The sequence below is a fragment of the Komagataeibacter intermedius TF2 genome (assembly GCF_000964425.1).
Classification (GTDB): domain Bacteria; phylum Pseudomonadota; class Alphaproteobacteria; order Acetobacterales; family Acetobacteraceae; genus Komagataeibacter; species Komagataeibacter intermedius.
Genome location: NZ_BANF01000039.1, coordinates 1 through 20482, shown reverse-complemented (window position 1 = coordinate 20482; position 20482 = coordinate 1). Strand labels below are relative to the sequence as shown.

Annotated in this window: 19 protein-coding genes and 1 pseudogene; 12 read left to right on the top strand and 8 right to left on the bottom strand. The window is 63.9% G+C overall.

Annotation, left to right across the window (positions count from 1 at the left end):
- Positions 1-90 precede the first annotated feature (90 nt).
- Positions 91-2238 carry an ATP-dependent DNA helicase RecG gene (recG, locus tag B7449_RS07565; RefSeq protein ID WP_039735367.1) on the top strand — a complete coding sequence of 716 codons (2148 nt, stop codon included), beginning with the start codon at positions 91-93 and terminating at the stop codon, positions 2236-2238.
- Here the strand turns inward: recG and acuR are convergent.
- Positions 2177-2896 carry an acrylate utilization transcriptional regulator AcuR gene (gene acuR, locus B7449_RS07560; RefSeq protein WP_242407794.1) on the bottom strand — a complete coding sequence of 240 codons (720 nt, stop codon included), beginning with the start codon at positions 2894-2896 and terminating at the stop codon, positions 2177-2179. The genes recG and acuR overlap by 62 nt on opposite strands.
- A gap of 371 nt (positions 2897-3267) precedes the next feature.
- Here acuR and B7449_RS23505 point away from each other — a divergent pair, with 371 nt between their 5' ends.
- Entirely contained in the window at positions 3268-3951 is a 684-nt protein-coding gene (locus B7449_RS23505; RefSeq protein WP_039735363.1) for a cold-shock protein, read from the top strand.
- Between the two features lie 145 nt (positions 3952-4096).
- Here the strand turns inward: B7449_RS23505 and smpB are convergent, their stop codons facing one another.
- From smpB to B7449_RS07535, 4 genes are all read right to left on the bottom strand, one after another.
- A complete protein-coding gene (smpB, locus tag B7449_RS07550; RefSeq protein ID WP_039735362.1) occupies positions 4097-4591 on the bottom strand; it encodes an SsrA-binding protein SmpB in 495 nt (164 codons plus the stop codon).
- 4 nt (positions 4592-4595) lie between these two features.
- Entirely contained in the window at positions 4596-5474 is an 879-nt protein-coding gene (gene dapA, locus B7449_RS07545; RefSeq protein WP_039735382.1) for a 4-hydroxy-tetrahydrodipicolinate synthase, read from the bottom strand.
- Positions 5475-5628: 154 nt separating this feature from the next.
- Positions 5629-6474: a prephenate dehydratase gene (locus B7449_RS07540; protein ID WP_039735361.1), complete on the bottom strand. Its 846-nt coding sequence runs from the start codon at positions 6472-6474 to the stop codon at positions 5629-5631.
- The gene (locus B7449_RS07535) at positions 6471-7208 is read right to left on the bottom strand and encodes a 3-deoxy-manno-octulosonate cytidylyltransferase (protein WP_039735360.1); all 738 of its coding nucleotides are present in this window, start codon (positions 7206-7208) and stop codon (positions 6471-6473) included. The genes B7449_RS07540 and B7449_RS07535 overlap by 4 nt, the downstream gene beginning before the upstream one ends.
- A 138-nt stretch (positions 7209-7346) precedes the next feature.
- On the opposite strand from B7449_RS07535, the gene B7449_RS07530 reads away from it, so the two are divergent.
- From B7449_RS07530 to B7449_RS07515, 4 genes are all read left to right on the top strand, one after another.
- Positions 7347-7850: a c-type cytochrome gene (locus tag B7449_RS07530; RefSeq protein ID WP_039735381.1), complete on the top strand. Its 504-nt coding sequence runs from the start codon at positions 7347-7349 to the stop codon at positions 7848-7850.
- Positions 7850-8665, top strand: coding sequence for an inositol monophosphatase family protein (locus tag B7449_RS07525; protein WP_039735359.1), 816 nt, complete (start codon positions 7850-7852; stop codon positions 8663-8665). The genes B7449_RS07530 and B7449_RS07525 overlap by 1 nt, the downstream gene beginning before the upstream one ends.
- A 91-nt stretch (positions 8666-8756) precedes the next feature.
- On the top strand, positions 8757-10022 hold the full coding sequence (gene serA, locus B7449_RS07520) for a phosphoglycerate dehydrogenase (protein WP_039735358.1): 1266 nt from the start codon (positions 8757-8759) through the stop codon (positions 10020-10022).
- A gap of 355 nt (positions 10023-10377) precedes the next feature.
- The gene (locus B7449_RS07515; protein WP_039735357.1) at positions 10378-11817 is read left to right on the top strand and encodes a glycoside hydrolase family 32 protein; all 1440 of its coding nucleotides are present in this window, start codon (positions 10378-10380) and stop codon (positions 11815-11817) included.
- 11 nt (positions 11818-11828) lie between these two features.
- On the opposite strand, the gene B7449_RS07510 is transcribed toward B7449_RS07515, so the two are convergent.
- Complete coding sequence (locus B7449_RS07510) at positions 11829-12152, bottom strand: superinfection immunity protein (RefSeq protein ID WP_039735356.1); 324 nt, start codon at positions 12150-12152, stop codon at positions 11829-11831.
- 150 nt (positions 12153-12302) lie between these two features.
- On the opposite strand from B7449_RS07510, the gene B7449_RS07505 reads away from it, so the two are divergent.
- Positions 12303-12809 carry a hypothetical protein gene (locus tag B7449_RS07505; RefSeq protein WP_039735355.1) on the top strand — a complete coding sequence of 169 codons (507 nt, stop codon included), beginning with the start codon at positions 12303-12305 and terminating at the stop codon, positions 12807-12809.
- A 1-nt stretch (position 12810) separates the two neighbouring features.
- On the opposite strand, the gene B7449_RS07500 is transcribed toward B7449_RS07505, so the two are convergent.
- Positions 12811-14172 carry an MATE family efflux transporter gene (locus B7449_RS07500; protein ID WP_039735354.1) on the bottom strand — a complete coding sequence of 454 codons (1362 nt, stop codon included), beginning with the start codon at positions 14170-14172 and terminating at the stop codon, positions 12811-12813.
- A gap of 98 nt (positions 14173-14270) precedes the next feature.
- Between B7449_RS07500 and B7449_RS07495 the strand changes: the two genes are divergently transcribed.
- The 4 genes from B7449_RS07495 (at position 14271) to B7449_RS07480 (ending at position 18963) form a co-directional block, all read left to right on the top strand.
- Positions 14271-15545 (top strand): restriction endonuclease subunit S, encoded by a 1275-nt coding sequence (locus B7449_RS07495; protein WP_235721015.1) that lies wholly within the window; start codon positions 14271-14273, stop codon positions 15543-15545.
- Between the two features lie 21 nt (positions 15546-15566).
- On the top strand, positions 15567-16061 hold the full coding sequence (locus tag B7449_RS07490) for a GNAT family N-acetyltransferase (RefSeq protein ID WP_039735353.1): 495 nt from the start codon (positions 15567-15569) through the stop codon (positions 16059-16061).
- A 178-nt stretch (positions 16062-16239) separates the two neighbouring features.
- Positions 16240-17289: an AI-2E family transporter gene (locus B7449_RS07485; RefSeq protein ID WP_039735379.1), complete on the top strand. Its 1050-nt coding sequence runs from the start codon at positions 16240-16242 to the stop codon at positions 17287-17289.
- A 9-nt stretch (positions 17290-17298) separates the two neighbouring features.
- Positions 17299-18963 (top strand): class I SAM-dependent DNA methyltransferase, encoded by a 1665-nt coding sequence (locus B7449_RS07480; RefSeq protein ID WP_039735352.1) that lies wholly within the window; start codon positions 17299-17301, stop codon positions 18961-18963.
- A 67-nt stretch (positions 18964-19030) separates the two neighbouring features.
- On the opposite strand, the gene mtnK is transcribed toward B7449_RS07480, so the two are convergent.
- Positions 19031-20263 carry an S-methyl-5-thioribose kinase gene (mtnK, locus tag B7449_RS07475; protein WP_039735350.1) on the bottom strand — a complete coding sequence of 411 codons (1233 nt, stop codon included), beginning with the start codon at positions 20261-20263 and terminating at the stop codon, positions 19031-19033.
- A 142-nt stretch (positions 20264-20405) separates the two neighbouring features.
- Here mtnK and B7449_RS19715 point away from each other — a divergent pair.
- Positions 20406-20482: pseudogene (locus B7449_RS19715) on the top strand (bacterioferritin); the annotation flags it as partial.

Here is a 20482-nt window from a genome sequence, read left to right as displayed (position 1 = left end):
GATGGTTGTGTTTTGTTCCGTAACGCAGGTGTCCTATAGCCGTCACGCGGGCATCTGTCAGCCCGCATGACAAGCATGCCACCCCGCAGGATGAACCACCGCGTGTCCGATACCGCCTCCCCGTCCGTCAATTCCCTTCTTGCCCCGCTGCTTGCGGGGGTGGAGACGCTGAAGGGCGTGAAGCCCGCCACAGCCAGACTGCTGGCGCGCGTGGCGGGTGGCGGCCGGGTGATCGATCTTCTGTTTCACCTGCCGGAATCGGTGGTGGACCGGCGGTATCGCCCCAGCCTGCGGCAGGCCGGGCCGGGGCGCGTGTGCACCCTGCATGTCACGATTACGCGCGTTGTGCCGCCCGCACCCGGCGGTGGTCGGGGCAAGCGGCCGTGGCGGGTTGTCGTGACCGACGGCACGGCGGACGCGGACCTGGTGTTCTTTTCCCCCCATCAGGTCCGCAGGCTGGAAGCAGGACAGGATATATGCGTGTCGGGCACGCTGGAACGCTTTGGCGACCGGCTGAACATGACCCATCCCGATTATGTGGTGCCTGCCACCCGCATGGCCGAAATCCCGCTGCTGGACCCGGTATGGCCGCTGACGGCGGGGCTGTTCCCCAGCCAGGTGCGTGCTGCCGTGCGGGCGGCATTCGATGTCTTTCCCCCCCTGCCCGAATGGCAGGACGCCAGCGTGCTGAAGCAGCGGAAGTGGCCGGGGTTCGAGGAGGCGCTGCGCACGCTGCACCGCCCGTGTGACATGCCTGACCTGCTGGAAGGCGACGCGCTGGTGGCTGCGTCCGAACGCGCCCGTGCCCGCCTTGCCTGTGATGACCTGCTGGCGCAGCAGGTGTCCATGGCGCACGCGCGCAGGCTGAACCGGCTGCGGCCGGGGCGCGCGGTAGTGGGCGATGGCAGCCTGCGCCGCATTGCCCTGTCGCGCTTCGGCCATGAACCCACCACGGCGCAGGTCCGCACGCTGGCGGAAATCGACGCCGACCTTGCCGCCCCCCGGCAGATGACGCGCCTGCTGCAGGGGGACGTGGGCGCAGGCAAGACGCTGGTTGCGCTGCTGGCCATGCTGGCGGCGGTGGAAGCAGGGCACCAGGCAGCCCTGATGGCGCCGACCGAAATCCTGGCCCGCCAGCATCTGGCCACCTTCCGCAGGCTGTCCCCCGTGCCGGTCGCCTTTCTCAGTGGCAGCGTGAAGGGCAAGGCCCGGCGCGAGGCGCTGGCCATGATCGCCGATGGCACGGCGCGGCTGGTGATCGGCACCCATGCGCTGTTTCAGGACAGCGTGGTATTCCACGACCTTGCGCTGGCGGTCATTGATGAACAGCACCGTTTTGGCGTGGAACAGCGCGCGATGCTGGGTGAAAAAGGCCCGCGCACGGATGTGCTGGTCATGACGGCCACCCCCATCCCGCGCAGCCTGCTGCTGACGCAGTGGGGGGACATGCTGGTCAGCCGGCTGGATGTGAAGCCCGCGGGGCGCAAGCCCGTGCGCACATCGCTGCACGCGCTGTCATCCATGGGGGACCTGCTGGCCGGGCTGGAGCGCGCGCTGGCGCGTGGGGCGCGCATCTTCTGGGTCTGCCCGCTGGTAAGCGAGAGCGAGACGAGCGACATCGCCGCCGCCGAGGCCCGCCACGCCGCCCTGTGCGCCCATTTTGGCGAGGGTGCCGTGGGGCTGGCCCATGGACAGCAGGACATTGCCGTGCGCGAGCAGGCCATTGCCGATTTCGCGGCGGGAAAGACCCGTATCCTTGTGGCGACGACCGTGATCGAAGTTGGCGTGGACATACCCGACGCCACGGTCATGGTCATCGAGCACGCCGAACGCTTTGGCCTTGCGCAGCTGCATCAGTTGCGCGGGCGCGTGGGGCGTGGGCAGGCGGAATCCTACTGCCTTCTGCTGCATGACGCCGCGCTGGGGCAGACCGCGCGGCGCAGGCTGGCCCTGCTGCGTGAGACGGAGGACGGGTTCCTGATCGCCGATGAGGATTTCCGCCTGCGCGGCGGCGGGGATCTGACGGGGCGGCGTCAGTCCGGCCTGCCGGACCTGCGGCTGGCCAGCCCGCTGCATGTGGACATGCTGCTGCGGCTGGCAGCGCAGGATGCACGGCGGATTGTCGATACCCCGCCGGCAGATGCCCCGCCCGCGCTGCGCGCGCGGCTGCCTGCCGTCAGGTTGCTGCTTGAACTGTTTTCGCGGGCGCAGGCGGTGCGGGCGATCCGCGCGGGATAGCGGGCGGGCTGATCCCCAGTTCGACCGCAGCCTGCGCAAGGTAGAAGGTGGCGAACAGGTTCAGCGCCTCGGGCGTCTGTTCCATGCGCGTGCGCAGCACTGCGCCTTCCCACCCGATCCAGAAATAACGCGACAGCCGCGCGCAGGACTGTTTCTGCGTGGCGGAGGGATGCGGGCCACACGCCGCCAGCAGGCACTCGGTCACGCGCTGTTCCCACCCCTCCAGAATCGTCAGGAGCATATTGCGGAACGAATCGGGCAGCGTGTCGATTTCCTGTCCCAGGTTGCCAATCAGGCAGCCACGGCGGAAGTTGTAGCGGGTCATGCCCGCCCGGGCGTCGTGCATGAAGTTGAGCAGGCGCTGCAGCGGCGGCGTTGCCGCGTCCTTCAGCCACAGGTCCAGCTTGTTGTTGAAATACGTGGCATAGCTGTCAATCAGCACATGCCCGAAATCTTCCTTGCTGCTGAAGCAGTAGTAGAATGATCCCTTGGAGATTCCGGTAGCGTTCAGCACGTCATCCACGCAGGTGGAAGAAAATCCTTTTTCCGTCAGCAGTCCGACGCCCGCCCGTACCAGCATGGCCCGGGTGCCTTCGGGCGCACGGGCGATTTTGGGCGGGCGGCCACGACCTCGACGTGGGGGGGGTGTATTGGACATGGATCGTTTTCTTACCTGTATGGGGGCATATGAATCAGGGTATTAGTGCCGATAATGTGCGAATGCGAATGGAAATCAAGAATCATTCCTGAATTTAATCCGCATCTTTTTCACGACTTTTTGCATCCCTGCCCCTCACAAACCGTTCACAGATGAAAATTCGTGTGGAAACCAACGACGGGAATATGCTTTGGTGTTGTTGATGCCAATGCGATTTATGCTAGGATCACCGTAGGACAGAGGATGTTTTCCTGAGCCGCGCCGCCTAAACAACGGTCAACGACATACAGGCAGTCTCTATTCTGCAAACGTGCTTTCATTCGGTGATGCCCCACAGGGCAGCCACCACCTAGACCTCGGGATTACGACCGTTGAGAAGTAACAGGACCGACCGCAGCTCCCGCTCCCCGCGCCGCGGCGGGTTTGACGATGATTTCATGTCGTCGCCTTCATTTGGTGATCGCGGCGCCCCGCCGCCGCGCCGTTCCTTTGGTGGTGGAGGTGGTGGTCCCCAGATCGTCGCATCCGGCCCGGAAATCAGCGCCACTGTAAAGTGGTTCAACAGCGAAAAGGGCTTCGGCTTTGTCGAGCTGTCAGACGGGTCGGGTGACGTGTTCCTGCACGCCAATGCCCTGAACCCCACCGGGCACGCGACGGTTTCGCCGGGTACCACGCTGGTGGTGCAGATCGGTCAGGGCCCCAAGGGCCGTCAGGTCGCAAGCGTGCTGTCTGTTGACGAAAGCACGGCGCAGCCCGAACGCCCCCGCAGTGGTGGCTTCGGCGCGGCACCTGGTGCGCGTGGCGGTTTCTCGCGCTCCGGTCGTCCCGCCCCTGACCTGTCGCATGCGCAGGATATGCGCGGCACGGTCAAGTGGTACAACGCGACCAAGGGATTCGGCTTCATCACGCCGGAAAATGGCGGCAAGGACATTTTTGTCCATGCTTCCGCGCTGGAACGTTCGGGCCTGTCCGGCCTGACGGAAGGCCAGACGGCGAACGTGCAGGTTGTCGAAGGCCAGAAAGGCCCCGAAGCAGCAGCACTGTCGGTGGACTGATCCTCCCTGCCCTGTCCCGCCCCGTCATCATGGCGGGGGCGGGATGGTAAACGGATAGAATGAAAACAGGGCCATCCCGGCTGGGACGGCCCTGTTTTTTATTATGCATCCTGTCCGGGCAGGCCGGAAGCGGGCGGATGGCGAATCAGTAGTCGCCGCCCTTGTTACGGATCAGGCGGGCCTTGTCACGCTGCCAGTCACGGTCGGCTATGGCCTGTCGCTTGTCGGCTTTCTTGCGTCCTTCGCCTACGCCCAGCGTCAGCTTGGCCAGGCCTCGGCTGTTGAAATGGATGTCCAGCGGCACAAGGGTCACGCCACTGCGGGCGACTTCCCCCAGCAGCTTGTCCACCTGCTTTTTGTGCAGAAGCAGTTTGCGTGGCGCACGCGGTTCAAACCGCGACAGCACACCGCCCTGATATTCGGGGATATAGCTGTTGATCAGCCATATTTCCCCATTGCGTTCACCGGCATAGGCTTCGTTTATGGTGGCGCGGCCCATGCGCAGGCTTTTGACCTCGGGACCCTTGAGCACAAGCCCAGCCTCCACCGTTTCCACAATGGTGTAGTTGAAACGGCCCTTGCGGTTCTGGGCTGCGATCCCGGTCGAGATCATGCCGCTGCCCTTGTTCCTGGCTGCCATGGGGTTAATCCAGCAGCCCGACGGCGGACAGGGCATCCTTGACCTTCTGCCGGCTTGCGTCGCTCAGCGGGGCCAGCGGCAGGCGGCATGTCTCCCCCATCAGGCCCAGAACGCTTGCGGCGAACTTGACCGGGACGGGGTTGCTTTCACAGAACAGTGCATCATGCAGCGGCAGCAGCCGGTCCTGCAGTTCCATGGCGTCCATCACATGGCCGTCGTTCCAGCTCTGCTGCACCTGTGCGCACAGGGCGGGCGCCACATTGGCGGTCACGCTGATGCAGCCGTCGCCGCCGGCGGCCAGGAAGGAAACGGCAGTGCCGTCTTCGCCTGAAATCTGGTTGAATGGCTTTTTCACTGCCCGGCGCACCAGTAGCGGACGCAGCAGGTTGGCGGTGGAATCCTTCACGCCGATGATATTGGGGTGCTGCGCCAGGCGCGCCATGGTCTCCACCGAAATGTCGATGACCGACCGGCCAGGAATGTTATACAGGATAAGCGGAATGTTGATGGCGTCCGCCACGGCCATGAAGTGGCGGTACACCCCTTCCTGCGTCGGTTTGTTATAGTACGGTGTTACCACCAGCACGCCCGATGCCCCGGCCTGCTGGGCCTGCTGGGCCATGGCGACGGCTTCCGCCGTGCTGTTGGACCCCGCGCCCGCAATGACGGGCACGCGCCCCGCCACGGATTTTATGGTGTATTCCACCACCTTGGCATGTTCATCATGCGTCAGGGTCGGGCTTTCGCCCGTTGTACCGACCGGAACCAGGGCGGATGCGCCCTGCTGGACCTGCCAGTCGATGAATCGGCCCATGGAGGGCAGATCCAGCGATCCGTCCTCGTTCATGGGGGTAATAAGGGCGGTAATGGAACCCTTGAACATGGTTGTTTCCACCTGGATCCTGTGTCGTGGCTGTGCGTGCGCCGGTGGGGCCGGCACGTTGTTTTCCTGTGGCCCGTCCCGGGCATGGGGCAGACCGGACCGTTATATAGACAATGGCACGGCGGGCAAAACATGCCCGCCATGTCCAGTCCCGTCAGGGTGTATGCCGGAAGGGCGATGCGGGATAGACGCCCAGGATCTCCTGCTGTTCCGAAAAGAACGAAAGTTCATCCAGCGCACGGGCCAGCGGCGGGGCTTCGGGATGGCCTTCCACGTCCATAAGGAACTGCGTGGCCGAAAACGACCCTTCCAGCATGTAGCTTTCCAGCCGTGTCATGTTCACGCCTGCCGTGGCAAGGCCGCCCAGCGCCTTGTACAGTGCGCCCGGCTGGTTGTTGACGCGGAACAGCAGCGTGGTCATGAAACCCGGCCCGGCTGGCGGTAGCGTGTCGGGCCTGCGTGATGCGATGTAGAAGCGCGTGGTGTTGTGGGTGGCGTCTTCCACATTGCGGCGCAGGATTTCAAGCCCGTTGAGTTCGGCCGCAAGTGATGACGCCACGGCCACATCTTCCTTGCGGCCCCAGTCGCGCACCATTTCGGCTGCGCCCGCGGTATCGAATTCCACCACCGGGTCCAGGCCCAGTTCACCAATGATGCCCCGGACCTGCGCCATGGCGACGGGATGGGTATGCACCCGCCGCGCATCTGACAGCGTGCTGCCGGGTATGCCCAGCAGGCAGTGTTCCACGCGCTGGAAATGCTCCCCGACAATAAACAGTCCCGCTTCAGGCAGCAGCGCGTGAATGTCGGGCACACGGCCCGCCAGGCTGTTTTCGCATGCCAGCATGGCCAGTTCGGCCTGACCGTCATGCACGGCGGCAATGGTCTGGGCAAAGGTCTGGCATGGCAGCGTGGTCCAGCCGGGCCGCGCCTGCCGGCAGGCAAGGTCCGAATAGGCGCCCGGCCGTCCCTGAAAGGCGATGATGCGTTCGCCGCTCATGTCACGGCCCCCAGTGCCGTCCGCGCGCGTTCAAGGTCGGCGGGCGTATCAACGCCAAAGGGCGCGGTGGCGATCCGCGCGCAGCCCATGGTCAGGCCCGCTTCCAGCGCGCGGAGCTGTTCAAGTTTTTCACGTTTTTCCAGCCCGCTTTCCGGTAGGCTGACAAAACGGGCCAGTGCCGCGCGGCGGTAGGCGTATATGCCGATATGGTGCCACAGCGGCCCGTCCCCCCATGGAATGGGCAGGCGGGAAAAATACAGCGCGCGCGCCACCTGTGCGTCTGGTGCGAAGGCGCAGGCGACCTTGACCACGGATTGTGCGGTGGCTTCCGCCCCGTCGCGCACGGGGGCGACCAGGGTTGCGATGTCGGTCGTCGCATCAGCCAGCGGGCGCAGCACGTCACGCAGGTTCTGCGGGTCTACGCCCGGCAGGTCGCCCTGCAGGTTGATGACCGTGTCATGCAGCCCCTGCGGGTCCAGTTGCTGCAGGGCCTGCCATATACGGTCGGACCCCGATGGAAGCGCCGGGTCGGTCAGGACCGCCGTGCCGCCAGCGCGTTCCACCACATCGGCAATGTCACGGTCCGCCGTGGCCACGGCCACGGGACCGATATCGGCCGCACGCGCGCGGTCAAGCACATGTACGATCATGGGGCGGCCGGCAATGTCGGCAAGCGGTTTGCCCGGCAGCCGGGTCGAGGCCATCCGGGCCGGAATCAGGACAATGGGGTTCATGGGATCTGGGTCTGGGCCATCCGTAATCTGTCGCGGCGGCAGGGGCCGTCCGCTGCCGTGCGTGCTTCACACAGGGCGCGCGGCAGTCTAGGTAAGGAGCGGTTTTCATGCAACCGTATGGGAAGGACGCCCGATTTCATGGACAGTGTACGCCTAAACCAGATCGGGGCAGCCTGCCTCTTCGCAGCGCTGGCGGTGGGTGCCAGCTGGGGTGTGGCCCATACCGCCGTGCCCGAACCGACCCCTGCGAAGCCCGGCGTGGCCGTCCCGCATCCCGCAGCCCCCGCGGGCGCGTCGATCGATGATCTGGTCGCCAGGGCTAGCGTGGAAAAGGGGCACGCCATTGCCGACCGGCAGTGCGCGATGTGCCACAGCCTTGCGCCACAGGGGCCTGCCATTATCGGCCCGGCCCTGTTTGGTGTGGTTGGCACGCATGTAGGCGACATTCCGGGGTATGAGTTTTCGGATGCGCTGAAGGCGCACAAGGACGAGACATGGAACAACGCCACCCTGTCCACCTGGCTGAAATCCCCTGCCGATTACGCGCCGGGCACCAAGATGTCGTTCCCGGGCCTTGAATCGGAAACCGAGCGCGCGGACCTGATCGCCTACCTGAATTCCCTCAAGCCGGAGCCGCAGTAATGACCACCCTGCCAGCAGCCTTTCCGCGCGATGCGGTGCTGGAGGCGGCGATGGCTGCGGCCGACGTGGCGCGCACCGTGGTGCTGCCCTTTTTCCGTCGTGGTGTCCGCGCGGATGAAAAAAGCGATTCCAGTCCCGTCACCATAGCCGACCGTACGGCGGAGCGCGCGATTCGGGCCGTGCTGTCCGAACGCCTGCCCGGTTTTGGCGTGATGGGGGAGGAATTCGGGCTGGAACGCGGCGAAAGTCCGTATCGCTGGGTGGTGGACCCGGTGGATGGCACGCGGGCCTTCCTGACCGGGCGACCGACCTTTGGCACGCTGATCGCCCTGCTGCACGACAATGTTCCGGTGCTTGGCGTGATTGACCAGCCCGTGACAGGGGAACGGTGGATCGGACTGCGTGGCGAGGCCACGCGGTACATGTCCGCCCTGCCCGGTACGCCCGTCACGCGCGCATGCGCCGATGTAGGGCATGCAGAACTGTCATGCACCGCGCCCGAAATCCTTGACCCGCCGCACCGGCCCGGTTTTGACGCGCTGGCCGCCGCCGTCAGGCGGACAAGCTGGGGCGGCGACTGTTATGCCTATGGCCTGCTGGCGCTGGGGCAGATCGACATTGTTGCAGAATGCACCATGAAGATATGGGACTGGGCGGCACTTGTGCCCGTGGTGGAAGGGGCTGGCGGCCGCATGACCGACTGGTCGGGCCGACCACTTCGCGCTGATGGCGATGGCACGGTCCTGGCGGTGGGGGACGGCGCCCTGCTGCCCCGTGTGACGGGGCTGCTGTCGCGTGGCATTGCCATAAAGTAACGGCGGTAAATGATCTTTCCCCCTAGCGGGGGCACGGGCAATCGGATAGGGACGGACCCATCTTGACCGTAAAGAAGCGGGAGCACGCGACATGACCAGCCAACCCAACGGACATCTTTCCCTGCCCAAGGACAAGATCCGTATCCTCCTGCTTGAAGGCATCCATGACAGTGCCGTAAAGCTGCTGAAGGACAACGGATACGAAAACGTCACCCGCCTGAAAACGGCGCTGGAGGGCGATGCCCTGCAGAAGGCGCTGGAAGGCGTGCATATCGTTGGCATCCGTTCGCGCACGCAGCTGACGCGTGAGGTGATCGAAAAGGCTGATCGCCTGATCGCCATCGGCTGCTTCTGCATCGGCACCAACCAGGTGGACCTGAACGCCGCGCGTGAAGGCGGTATTCCTGTTTTTAACGCACCATACAGCAATACGCGTTCCGTTGCCGAACTGGTCATGGGCGAAATCGTAATGCTGATGCGCCGCATCTTCCCCAAGTCGGAGGAATGCAACGCCGGGATCTGGAAGAAGTCCGCCACCAACAGCTGGGAAGTGCGTGGCAAGACGCTGGGTATCGTGGGCTATGGCTCCATCGGCTCACAGCTGTCCGTCCTGGCCGAAGCCTTCGGCATGCGCGTGTTCTATTACGACGTGATCGACAAGCTGGTGCATGGCAATGCAACGCCGGTCGATACGCTGGAAACCCTGCTGGCGCAGAGCGACGTGGTCAGCCTGCACGTGCCCCAGACGCCGGAAACGGCTGGCATGATTGGCGAAGCCCAGATCCGTGCAATGAAGAAGGGTTCGTTCCTGATCAACAACGCCCGTGGCAACGTGGTGGATCTGGATGCACTGGCTGCCGCGCTGAAGGACGGCCACCTGCTGGGTGCCGCGATTGATGTGTTCCCCAAGGAACCGAAGGCGGCAGGCGAGGAATTCCAGACCCCGCTGCGTGGTCTGGACAACGTGATCCTGACCCCGCATATCGGCGGTTCCACGGCGGAAGCGCAGGAACGTATTGGCGTGGAAGTGGCGCGCAAGCTGGTAGAATATTCCGACGTTGGCTCCACGCTGGGCGCGGTCAACTTCCCCACCGTGCAGCTGCCGGAAAATCCGCACGGGACACGTTTCATGCATGTGCATAAAAACGTGCCGGGCATCATGCTGCAGATCAACGAGATCTTCTCATCCGAAGCCTGCAACATCACCGCGCAGTACCTGCAGACGGCGGGTGAACTGGGTTATGTCGTTGTCGAGGCCGATACGGGCCGCGACGTGGAAAAGGACAACCGTATCCTTGACCGCCTGCGTGAACTGAAGGGCACCCTCCGCGCCCGCCTGCTGTACAAGCAGCAGTAAAATAAGCTATTGGGGCCTGTTGGGAATTATCGTGAACTGTTGCTTGCGGCTGTGAGATGGGTCATGGCCGCAAATGACCCATCTGTCCTGTCGCCCTGCACAGGACTCCCATCGAATGGGCGTCCGTCAGTATGAAGCGATCCATATGGACCTTGAATCACCCCATGGCGCTTCAGAAAACATAATTCCCAACAGTCCCTGATAAAATTGTAAATTTTTTGGATGCTGCCTTTTTTAAAAAAGGCAGCGTTTTCTTTATTTGTGGGAAAATACCCGGCGGCTGATGTTGGCAATGGTCTTGTCACACCAGCCTGCCTCCATAATAATAACGGTATCGTTATGTACTGGATGTGCAATGCCTGTCATTTCCCGACGATCCGTTCTGGGTGGTGTCGCCATGCTGCCATGGGTCGGCGCGCGCGCGGCAACAGCGCGGCCGGTGCGCCTGCCCCAGGCATTGGTGCTGGCCGCTGATCCGCTGCGACCACAATATCACCTTATCGCCCCCTATGGCTGGATGAATGATCCCTGTGGCCCCGTCTGGGTACGGGGGCGTTATCACATGTTTTATCAGTGGGGGCCGGACAAGGCCGCGTTTGGCGATATTCACTGGGGGCATGCGGTCAGCACGGACCTTGTACACTGGCGCAACCTGCCCGCGGCACTCGCCCCCCAGCCCGGCGGGCCAGATGCGCAGGGCGTGTTTAGTGGCTGCGTGGTGATCGACGGTGCGCGGGCGGTGGCGTTCTATACCGGGATCGAGCCTTCCGTGCAGTGCATGGCCACCTCCGATCTGGACATGATGCACTGGACGCGCCGCCCTGAACCCGTGATCGCGACCCCGCCCGAAGGACTGCAGGTGGAAGGATTCCGGGATCCGATGGTGTGGAAGGACGGTGCGCGGTGGTGCATGGTGCTGGGGGCCAATGTCCACGCTTCCCCCGCGGGACCGGGTGGTGTCGTGCTGCTGTATGACAGCCCCGACCTGCTGACATGGACCTATCGCAGGGTTCTGTATGGTCCGACCCATATTGCTGGCGGATATGATGATGCGATGGAGTGTCCGGATTTTTTCGCGCTGGAGAGCTCTCAGGTTCTTGTCTATTCGCTGGGCGATACCGTTTATGCAGCTGTCGGCACGTTCGGGCAGGACAGGTTTCACGTCCGCCATGTTGCGCCGTTGGGGTATGGGTCATTCTATGCCGCGCGGACCATGCTGGATGCGGACGGGCGGCGCGTGGTGTGGGGCTGGATTCCTGAAAAACCGGGGCGGGCCAAGGCGGCCATGCAGGCGGGCTGGAACGGGGTGATGTCCCTGCCCCGCGTCATGACCATAGGTGCGGATGGCCTTGTCAGGGTGGCCCTCCATCCGGCGATTGCAATGCTGGAAGGGCCGGTTTTCATGCAGGGGATCGGGCGTGAAACGGGGCATACGGACGGGCCGAATGCCCGTATCCGCGTATCCTTTTCCGGGCAGGCGCCGGGACGGATCATTTTTGGTGGTCGGGATGCCTTCCTCGATCTGGATTACGATCCCTACCGGCCCGGGCGTGAACTGATCGCCAATGGGGATGCGGCCCCCCTGCCCCTGGCTGACCACAGCACCCTTGATATTCTGGTTGATGCTTCGGTTATCGAAATCTTCGCATCCAGCGGGATTGGCCTGAGCACCCGCGCCTATGGCGACCCTGCGGGGCCGTTCGTACTGAAAACGCAGGGTACGTTCGAAAGTGCATCCATACAGGCGCGGCGCATGGCCCCGATTTCTCCGGACCGGCTGACGGCGGAACCGTAACCAACCGGTGGCTAGGGCACGCCAGGGAAGGTCTGTTCGCTCCGGCCCAGGCGGGCATGGCGCTGTATGTCGGTTTCCATCATGCAGGCCATGAGCAGCGCAATCACCCAGCCAACCCCGGTCATGCCCGTGGCGCAGTTCACCACGGCTACCACCGCCGCGTTATGCACCCCGCGGCGACACGCAATGAACGTTGGCAGCAGGAACAGCACCATGCTTCCCGCCAGTCCGAAGGCCAGGACCAGAAGGACAGCCGTGCCTATTTCCAGCCCCGTGCCCTGTATGGACTGCCAGCCACGGTAGACCTCGTAAGTGGAGGGAACATGGATATTCATAACACTTCATGCTAACCCTTAATACAGGCGTGCCGCCACATCATATCGCGCGCTGGGCACCGGCATGCAGCATGAACATGTCGGTCGGATCCAATTTGTCAGGGTTTTTTTTACAGTGCGCAGTCATGTGTGCCCCGATGGGGACAACCTGTGATCTGGGGTGATTTCCAGGCGGTGATCCAGCTGTCAGCCGGACTGAATGTCGCCATCCTCAGTTTCGTCGATATCAGCCTGCCGGCCATAAAGGAGCGCAGGCGCGTCTTTGCCAAGGCCCGGCAGGAACTGGAACTGCACCGTAGCGGTACCGACCACCAGCACCCCGATGATGCGGAGGAATATGCCGCCGCCGTGCAGGAAATGGACCGCAAGCTGTTCCTGTTATGGCAGGAATCCTCCACCTTCATCCGGGAGGAGGAATCCCTCATCCGTTCCACCGGCGTGCTGGGCGTGTTTGGCGCGGTGCTCAGCCTCGGGCTGCTGTGGTACTCGGCCGAGCATTACGGCGGGGTCATATCGCTGATGGGACGGGTGCTGATCATCCTGTCCTTCTGCTCGCTGCTGGGCGCCTTCCTGATAAACTTCATGACCGCGTCGCAGGCGGGCGTGTTTACCAAGAAGTGCAATTCCATCCGCGAGGAAATGCACAAGCGGCTGTAGCTTATCCCCGCGCGCCGTGCGGGCGCATGCGCCACACGATACGCGTGCCCTGCATCATGAACACCGCCACCAGGCCGATCCCGTTGCCGCACCACAGTCCCGATGGCCCCATGCCGTGGTGAAAGGCAAGGTAGACCCCGCTGGGAAAACCAATGCCCCAGTACCCGATAACAGCCAGCACCATCGGGACCGTCGTATCGCCCTGCCCGCGCAGGATGCCGGTCGTGATGACCTGCACTGCATCGGGAATCTGGAATGCCGCCCCCACCAGCAGAAGCCCCAGCGCCATGCTGACCGCCTGTGTGTTTTCCGGCAGCGACATATTCAGGTAGAGGCTGATGATGGCATGCCGCCCCAGCGCCATTCCCAGTGTCATGACGGCCGCCACCGCAATGCCCAGCAGCATGGCCGCCCATGCCGCGCGGCGCATCATGGCCGGGTCGCCCCGCCCGGTCCAGTACCCGACACGGATGTTGCATGCCTGCCCCAGCGCCATGTACACCACGAAGCACTGGACCCCTATTCCCAGCATGATCTGGAATGCTGCCAGCGCGCTGTTGCCAAGGCGTGCGGCCTCAAGGCTGTTGGCCTGGAACAGCGAGACCTCCGCCATGGCGGCCGCCAGCATTGGCAGGCCGGTGCGCAGCAGCGCAAGCGTCTGTCCCCAGTCATGCGGGCGGGGACGCAGTATCTTGCGCAGGTCCGGCCTGCGGGACACGAAGGCCAGCATGATGAACGGCATGCACCATAATGTCGTGACCGTAGCGATGGCCGATCCATACAGCCCCAGCGCAGGCAGCCCGAACCAGCCGTGGATCAGGGCTGCGTTCAGCACCCCGTTGACCACCGTGATGCACGGCATGACGCGCATGAGGATGCCCTGCGCCCCCATGACCGGCAGCGCCGTGGTCACGATCCCCTGTCCCAGCAGCGCGGGCGGCACGGCCCACATCAGGATATGGACGAAATGGATGACGGGCGCGCGGATGGCCTCGGGTTCGTTCATCCACGCCAGCAGCCGGTCGATATGCCACAGGCAGAACAGTTCAGGCACGCACAGCGCCACCGCCACTGCCAGCATGGATGTCATGATGGTGCCCAGGCTGGCATGATCCTGCCGCCCACGCGCCTGTGACAGCAGGATGCCGCCTGCCTCGATCATGGCGGCAAGGATGGCATTGAGCGTGAAGAACGAACTGGTCGCCAGTCCTCCGATCGCCAGCGCCGATGCGCCCAGCCCCCCCAGCAGCACGTCATCGGTCGCGCCCATCAGCATCTGGACAAACTGTGACAGGCCCATCGGTCCCGCGATGGCGAGAATGGAGCGGAATTCCGCCCCGAATGCGTGTGGTGAACGCGTCATGCAATCCTACTGTCAGCCATGCGGCATGGTTATGTCTGCCGTACGGTATCTGTGGGGGTTTATATCATTCCGTCGCATGCCGCCAGCATATGGGGATCATGATTGACACATCATGCTTTTCACGTCACCCGTACCGCATGGACGGACCGGCGGATGGCACGTGGCAGACGCGTGATGGCGGATTTGCGGGGCATATGCATGCATCGTGCTGGCCCGCAGTCCCCCTTGGGGCACTGGTGGACTGTCTGGATGCAGGGCGCGTGCCGCTCAATCGCGCGCAGCGGGCGCGTTGTCCGGGCGATGTGCCCTATCATGGCGCCAGTGGTGTTGCGGGATATGTGGACCGGGCGCTGTTTGATGGGCCGCTTGTGCTGCTGGGGGAAGATAGCGCTCCCTTTTTCGATTCCGTCCGTGATGTCGCGTTTTTTCATGATGGCCCGTTATGGGCGGGCAATCATGTGCATGTGCTGCGTCCGCGGACAGGGGTGGATGGGCGTTTTCTGGCGCATGCGCTCAATACCCTGTCCTATGCTGCGTATGTGGACGGCACGACCCGCCCCAAACTGACCCGTGCACGGATGAACAGCCTGCTGGTACCCTGTCCACCATTGCAGCGCCAGCATGCCATTGCACAGGCGCTGGACTGTCACATGGACCGGATCGACCGTCAGATGCATGAACTGGATATGCAGGCGGTGGCGGCCAGCGAATACACGCAGGCGGCCATCCATCATGCGGCCCTGCCCCATGGCGCGACATGGCCCGGCCCCGTGCCGGCTGGCGGGACCATCCGGCCCGTGGGCAGCGTGTTTGACATCGTGGGCGGCGGCACGCCCGCCACGGGCAACGCGGCCTGCTGGGGACATGACGTGGCGTGGCTGACGCCTGCCGACCTGCCTGCCGGGCCGCCTGCATGGGTGGACCATGGCACGCGCGGCCTGTCCACGATGGGGCTGGCAGCCTGCCGCGCCACGGTGGTGGAAGCGGGCGCGCTGGTTATCTCCACCCGTGCCCCGGTGGGCCGGGTGGGCATGACGGCGGCGCCTGTATCCGTAAGCCAGGGATGCAAGGCGCTCGTGCCGCGCGCAGCGGACATGGACCTGCGCTTTCTCGCCCTGCTGCTGCATGTGGCGGCCCCGGAACTGCGGCGACGCGCAGGCGGAAGCGTCTTTCCCGAAGTGGATACCCGGACCCTTGCCTCGCTTGAACTATGCCTGCCCCCACTGCCCCGCCAGCGCGCGGTTGCGCAGGAGGTGTGGGAGATACTGGACCGGCAGGCACGTCAGGCGTATGCCCGCGAACGGTTGCACGCCGTGCTGTGTGAATATCGTCCTGCCCTGCGGCAGGCCCATATCAGCGGACGGGCGACGTGAAGACGGTGGAATGGGACGGGAATGAGTACAACGGACAAATGTCGCGCCCGCACGCCCGGCTCCCCCGGTTCGGGAATGGATGTGGAAATTGCCGTCCTGCCGCGTCCGACGCGGGCGGATGAGGACGCGGTGCTGTCCATACTGCGTGATTTCACATGCGGCGTGGTGGGATACATTGACTGCCATGACCTTGTCATCGTGATCCGCGACCGCGTGACGGGGGCCATCCGGGGCGGGCTGGTGGCGCAGTCCCGCTGGGGGGAGATGCATATCGACATGCTGGCCGTGGCCCCCCGCCTGCGCGGGCGCGGGATGGGACGCAGGCTGGTGTTGATGGCTGAACACGAAGCCCGCCGGCGGGGCTGCACCCATATGTGGCTTGATACCTATGCGTTTCAGGCACGGGTTTTTTATGAAAAGGTGGGGTTTGAGGTGTTCGGCCAGCTTGATGGCCCGGCGCCTTTCTTTCCGCGCTATTTCATGCGCAGGCTGCTGTCGGGCGTGCAGGCACGCTGATATATGTTCAGCAGTTGTTAAACCGGGCGCGATAGCGTGCGGCGCGCCGTCCATGCGCATGCATGGGACGGCACCGATCATGGACATGCACGGGGTCGGGAAAATGCGCGGTCCCGTGTCGCGCAGGTTATGTTACCATACGACGTATCATCATCACATCAGGAACAGATCATACCATATGGATGAAAACCGGAGCCGGACCCAGTATATCGGGACCTTTATATTTGTATGCGCGGTCGTGCTGTTTTCCGCGTGGATCGAACAGTCCTTCCTGTTTGCCTTTGTCTGGGGCGGTATCCTGAGCATCACGACCTATCCGCTGTACCACCGTCTGGTCGGGCGGGGCATGGGCAACCGCATGGCCGCGGGCCTGATCGCGGCGGGGATATTCGCGCTGCTGGCCGTACCCATGATCGCCATGGTGGTGCGGGCGGGCATGGATCTGCCATCCCTTCTGGCATGGGGGCGCGGGGCGTTGCATGATGGTATCCCTGTCTCGCCGCAGGTGGCGGACATCCCGCGCATCGGCCCGCGCCTGTCGGCATTGTGGAGCCGCTACCTGTCCGACCCGGATGAACTGCGGCACTGGACCAGTGTGGCCTCGCACATGTTCGCAACGGGCGACGGGCGCGCACTGCCACACCGGGTGATGGACATGACGGAAACCTTCGTCATCGCCACCCTGTCAGTCTATTTCTACCTTGCTGCGTCGCATGTGCTGGTAAGCGATATCCGCGCCGTGGGCCGCCGCTTCCTGGGGGAGCGGACAGGTGATGTCATGCGCAACACCGTTGGCGCCGTGCGCGGCACGGTCGCGGGGCTGGTGCTGGTCGGGCTGGGCCAGGGCGTGCTGGTGGGGATCGGCTATTTCATTGCGGGCACCCCTCACCCTGCCCTGCTGACGCTGCTGACGGCGGTGGTCAGCATCATTCCCTTCTGCGGGCCGATCCTGCTCTGTGCCACCACGCTCATGACCTTTGCCGCCAATGGCGTGACGCAGGCGGTCATCGTGGCGGCGCTGGGGACGATCGCCTATGGCGCGGGGGACCATTTCGTCCGGCCCAAGCTGATCAGTGGCAGCACCAGCATTCCGTTCCTTGCGGTGCTGACGGCCATTCTGGGGGGACTGCACATGTTTGGTCTGCTGGGGCTGTTCATGGGGCCGACGGTCATTGCAGTCGCCCTGTCGCTATGGCGCACGGCGGCGGCGGAAGAACAGGCGCGTTAAGGCTGGCAGATGGCTGAGGCCCGGCCCCCTCCGCTGCTGTCGGCTGCCGCCATCTGGCGTGTGGCCGACCTGCTGCGTGGTGGCATGGAACCGGCGGAGTACGGGCCGGTCATTCTGGTATTCACCATGCTGCGGCGGCTGGAACTGTCGCGTGCGCGTCCTGCCCGCTGGCTGGATGCCGTGGCGCGCGCGCCTGACCCGCTGGCCTGTCTTGATCGCCTGACGAACCGTCTGCCTGGAGTCGTGCGCGATATCATATCGCAGCTGGAGGTCATGCCCCTTGCCCGTCGTCTGGCGCGCGCGGACCTGCTGGGGGGACTGGCGGCGCATTTCACCGCGCTTGACCTGTCGCCCGCCCGGCATGGCACCGAGGCAATGGCCCGGCTGTTTGAGGAACTGGTCCATCATTTTGCCGATACCCGGCGAACGGGGGCACATTTCACCCCGCCGGAGGTCACGGACCTTATGGTGGATCTGGTTTTCGCCCCCGATGGCCCTGGTGCGCGGCACAACCTGTATGATCCCGCTGCCGGGACGGGCGCGCTGCTGGGACGGGCTGCGGACCGGTTACGGCAGCGCGGCATTACGGTTGACCTGTTCGGTCAGGAAATCAGCCACCGCGCCTGTGCCCTGTGTCGCGCGGACATGCTGCTGCGCGGACGCGCACCGGGGCAGATCGTCTGTGGTGACACCCTGGCCCATGACGGGCATGCAGGCCGCCGTTTCGCCCGCATGCTGTCGAACCCGCCCTTCGGGCTGGACTGGCGGCATATCCGCGCGGCCATACAGGCTGAGCATGCGCAGGGGCATGCCGGACGTTTTGCCCCCGGCCTGCCCCGCGTGGCGGACGGGTCCATGCTGTTCATGCTGCATCTTGTAGCCCATATGCGCAGCCCGCGTGCAGGTGGCGCGCGTATTGGCGTGGTGACACACGGGGCGGCATTGACCGGTGGTAGCGCGGATTCCGGTGAATCCGCCATCCGACGGTATCTGGTGGAACACGACCTGATTGATGCGGTCATCGCCCTGCCTGCAGATATGTTCGTCAATACCGGTATCGCGACCTATGTGTGGATACTGGACAACAACAGGCCAGCGGCACGCAGGGGCACGGTCCGGCTGGTTGACGCGACGGGGCTGTGGCAACGCGCGCTGTCCGGTGGGGGGGAAAAACGGCGCGAGATGACGTCGTACCATATCGACGCCGTACTACGGGCCTGCACGGTCGATGCGGCAATGGATGTGCTGCTGCGCGATGGGGCGGATGGCGCACCCGTTGCATGGCAGGTGCTGGCGCATGACGCGCCCACGCCGGACGGGGCGGCGGATATGCGTCGGACCCCGTTTTCATGTCTTCTGCCGGGGCGGGAATTCCTGTACCGCAGCCTGATGGTCACGCGTCCCGGCCGTGATGGCGCGCCGGTGCGGACCGCATTCCGTGTGGGGATGGAACACGACCCACAGGCATGGTTCAGCCAGATGATCCGACCATACGACCCGGATGCCCGGCTGGATACGACCCGGACCGCTACTGGCTGCGCCATTTCCTTCGCGCGGTATTTTCACCATCCCGTTCCGCTTCGGCCGTTACAAGAGATCGAAGCCGACCTGCGTCGATCAATGGCACGACTTGTGGCCCTTATGCCCGGTGGAGAACCGACCGCGGACCCATAATGGTGCAGTGATGAAGATGGATAAGAGGTTTCGGGTTGCCGCCCTGTTTCAAAAAGGCGGCGTTTTTTTACAGTCCCACGAATTCCTGCTCATCCAGATAATACAGGAAATCGTTGATGGCGTGGAACTCGCTCAGGTGATCCAGCACGTGATAGGCGAAGGACAGCGCCCCCGCCCGGCACGTCGCGCGCTGCTGCGGGTCGGCTATGGTGTCGAAATCCGCCGTGTGGGCATAGCCAATGATGCGGCGGATGATCTCGATCCCGGCAAAGCCGATGGTGTCGCCCATGATTTCCTCCATGAACGCCTGTTGCGCCACGTGCGCCGCCGGTCCGTAGGCCAGCGGGCGCAGCGTGCCCGGCGGAGGGGATTCATTTCCGTTCCACAGTCCCATGAACTGTTCATGGAAACTGTTCCAGAATGCCGTGATATCGCGCAGGGTGGCCTTCCGTGCCGTCCGGTCCGGTGTCGCGAAATAATGCAGTACCAGATTGCCCACGAACATGCCGCAGTCGAACCCGATGGGACCGTAGATCGCGAATTCCCCATCAATGACCCGGGTATCGTCCGCCGTGCTCATGATCGAACCGGTATGCAGGTCGCCATGCAGCAGTGCCTGCGGTTGCGACAGGAAACGCCGCCGCAGGTTTTCAACCGCCAGCAGCGTTGCGGCGCTGGAGCGGATGTCCAGCACGATGGGCGTCAGGACAGGGTCATGCCAGTGGTTGCGCGGATGGTCGCGGTACGGGTCATCCAGCACGAGGTCCAGCGTGATGCGGGTCAGGGCGAGGTTGGCGGCAAAGGTGCGGCGCGTGGTGAATACCTCTTCGAACGGGCGGGCCAGAAGCGATGTGCCAAACGTGGCGTGGGCGATGAAGGTGCCGATGCGCGGCGCAACGCCTGGCCAGTCCGCCCCCTGCATCAGGGCCGTGCGCAGCACGGTATGGTCTGACAGGCTTTCGATAATCAGGACATACAGATCACGGTCGAAATACAGGCATTCCGTCGTCAGTCCACCCACCAGCGGCAGGACCGCGCGCAGCCATGCGGCTTCGAAAAACGTACGGTCCAGCGGCATTTTCCATGACGGGTCCACGCGCACATGCGGCAGCGACTGCTTCAGGCAGACTTCCCCCACCGGACCACCGACAAGAAAGACATTGTTGAGGTTGCCATCACTGACCTCGCGCACCTGCCATTGCGCGGGTGCGCCGCCAAGGCGGGTGGCCACGTCCGGCAGGCCCGCGATCAGGCTGCGTATGCCCTGTGCGTCCAGCGTGTGGTAGGGGGTCTGGGTCATGCGGCTCTCCTCATGCCATGCGCCGCGTGCTGCGGGGGGCGGCAGGGTCGCGCGCAGGCTGCGGTTATGCAATGCTTTTTTATAATTGCGCGCACGGATGCCGCGCAGTAACCCGTAAGCATAACAGAAGAGGAACGCCGGTATGCCGATCAAGGATCCAAAGGTTATCGAACATCTGAACACGCAGCTGACAAACGAGCTGACGGCCATCAACCAGTA